Genomic DNA, 2735 nt, shown 5'->3' on the forward strand with positions numbered 1-2735 from the left:
GCTGGGGTAGCGCAGGTCGTCCCGGTTATGCTCTGCTCGGGTGTCGGGGGTCCATATGGGAGGCTCCAAAGCGAGGAAGGGGTAGTCTAACCCCTTAGATTCGCCGAACTCTCCGCCTTTCAAGCCATTCCGGAGGCGTTTCGAGACGGCCTCTAAGCACTACAGTTGCAGTTTATTAGAAAGGTGTGCCTTCCGAGCGGAGGCTTGATGAGCCCGTCGCCAAAGTGACCAGGCAATGATGCCGGCGGGCTGGATGCGTCTTCGCGCGAGCCTGACGGCGATGCGGCGGATTTCCTGGATCGGCCAGCGGATCAGCGGCGGTGAGAGGTGTTCGCAGCCAAGCGCCGCGTTTTTTGGGGTGTCTGGGTGTTCGCGTGGTGCCGGATAGCGGCCATCATGGCGAACGCCAGCATGACGAGCGAGACGTGACGATGCCAGCCGTGCCAGGAACGGGTCTCGTTGTGGTCGAGCCCCAACTCGTTCTTCGCGGTCTCGAAGCTGTCTTCAATCGCCCAACGGTGTCCCTCGACCTTCACCAGCATCTCGATGCCTGTTCCGGCAGGACACCAGGTCGAAAAGAATGCCAATTCACCGTCGGCGATATTGCGGCGGATCAGCAGGCCGCGCGTCCACAGGCCGGTCCACGCATCGTTGTACTCGGCGGCGTCGAGATCAGCCAATTCACAATATACCCAATCATGCAGTCGCGCGCCTTTCGTGCCGTCACCAGCCGACAGGCGCTGCCATTGCGACGGATCGGCATGGCCCGCGATCTCCTCCGCCGTGCCGGCAACCGGCGGCTTGTTGTGCCAGGCCCGGAAATGGCGATTGGAACTGACCCCGAGCACGCAGCCCTTGCCGGCGCGCCGCAATGCCATCTCGACATCGCCAACCCCGTAGACGCTGTCGGCCGCGACCCAGGCGAACGGCACGCCGGCGGCGATCGCCCGCTCGACCATCCTGACGGCGAGCGCGGGCTTGGTCGCGAAGCCCGTGCCGTCGGGCACATGCGCTGCCGTCATCCGAGCGGGGCTGTCCGTCCAGGCCTTCGGCAGATACAGCGCCCGATCAATGAAGGCGTGGCCGTGGCCCGACACATAAGCGGCGAACACACCGATCTGGCAATTGGTGATCTTGCCGGCCGAGCCCGTGTACTGCCGGCCGACACCGCAACTGGCTTTGCCCTGCTTCAGGAAGCCGGTTTCGTCAATGACCAGAACCGCATCATCGGCCGCCAGACGCTCGACGGCATAATCCCGCACGACGTCACGCAACGCATCCGCGTCCCATCGGCCACGGCCCAGGATGGCCTGCTGCCGCCACGGTCCGGGATCGCCAGCCGCCTCCGCGCGCATCCAGCCGGTCTTGCGCCGCTCATCCCCGAGCAGGCCGTCCAGGAACAAACCCGCCGACGCTGCCACCCGCGCCTGCGTGAACAAAGGCCTGATCCGCGCCTTCACATCCCGCAGCGGCGACGCCCAAAGCTCCAGCGTCGTCTCGATCGAAGCGCCCGCCATCCATGATCTCCCGAATCATGGTCGCCCATTGATTCAGAGATCGCAGATATCCGCAACTGTAATGCTAAGCACTTCGGTTTCTCTGCCTACGGTCACTTTGCTTCGTGTGGGTGCCATTAGAGCCGGGAATAGTGGAACCATAGACGGCTGGGTAAGCCGTCTTACCTACATTCCCGACCGCGAGCCGGACGCGGCGCTCGCCGCTTACACGCGATGAGCGAATTTCATCCCGACGACCTGTCGCCGCTCTTGAAGAGCAAGCCAAGGCCTCGTCAGGCCTATTTGATTGTACCGCCTCGTGAGCAACGACCTCCTTCGCGGGATCAATCGTATCGTTTGCCATTACGAACAACACCTGATTGCCCGTGCCAGTAGATGATACGGGCATGTCCCCAAACGGTTTCATCCGAACTATCTTATCGTCGGTCCATCCTGCACCGAGGGTGGTTTGCCGTTGTTCCCTCCCTTGCGTCTGCGGTGTTGTTCGATAAATGCCTTGCGGCGACCGGCTGTTTCCATTGCGGCATGTGGCGACAGATCGGCGTCGCGCTCGCCGCCATTGCCGCTGCGATCTTGGCGGGAATGGCCGTCACCCGGGGATGCTGCACGGCGAGTGCTCACGCCGGGCCGAGCAGCGCGTGGAAGCCGCTGTGGTCGCACACCAGGTAGCAGGTGATCGAACCGGCGTCGCCGATCCCGGCGAGGCGCACGAGCAGGTAATCGCGGCCCCGTGCGTCGCGCGCCTGCCAGGCGCTGCCGACCGGGGCGCCATCGGCATAGACGCGGTACGTGCCGTCGGCGACCGTGCCGTCGCCGACGGGGACGATGTCGATGCCGCCCGCGAAATCGCGGTGGATGATCGATCCCTGAAATGCGGTTCCTGTCTTCGTGAATGTCCCGAGTGTGATCATCGTGGCGCCTCCTGTGGTCGTCCGAAGCCGCGGGATGCGGCCTCGGTAGCGCGGACCACGACGGCGCCGGCTTCCGGGGCTCAACACGTCCGGGTTTCCCGGGCGCTCGGGAATTTTGCAGCGCAGCGGTCGCGAGGAATGCCGCTGCGCGGCAGGGGAAAATTTCTGTTGAACCGCGGAGGTCCGAAGGACCAGCAGCCAAGCCGTCAGCCTGCGCTCGAACGAGGCTTCCATCCACACCCTTCGGCTTCGCGCCACGGAGGCGCGATCACCTCGGCAGGGCATTCGGGGGGAACCGCATTTCAGG

At 64.2% G+C, this 2735-nt stretch carries 2 protein-coding genes; both read right to left on the reverse strand.

The genetic code is table 11. The annotated features are described in order from the left end of the window. Positions 1-311: 311 nt before the first annotated feature. On the reverse strand, positions 312-1517 hold the full coding sequence (locus tag ACYDAT_RS16080) for an IS701 family transposase (RefSeq protein WP_461451450.1): 1206 nt from the start codon (positions 1515-1517) through the stop codon (positions 312-314). A gap of 617 nt (positions 1518-2134) precedes the next feature. After that, the gene (locus ACYDAT_RS16085) at positions 2135-2428 is read right to left on the reverse strand and encodes a DUF736 family protein (RefSeq protein WP_461451452.1); all 294 of its coding nucleotides are present in this window, start codon (positions 2426-2428) and stop codon (positions 2135-2137) included. Positions 2429-2735: the final 307 nt, after the last annotated feature.

The sequence above is a fragment of the Metallibacterium sp. genome (assembly GCF_054637675.1).

Bases quoted from the DNA above. Each gene is read 5' to 3' on its own strand.
- ACYDAT_RS16080 (WP_461451450.1), bottom strand. From the start codon at position 1,517: ATGGCGGGCGCTTCGATCGAGACGACGCTGGAGCTTTGGGCGTCGCCG.
- ACYDAT_RS16085 (WP_461451452.1), bottom strand. From the start codon at position 2,428: ATGATCACACTCGGGACATTCACGAAGACAGGAACCGCATTTCAGGGA.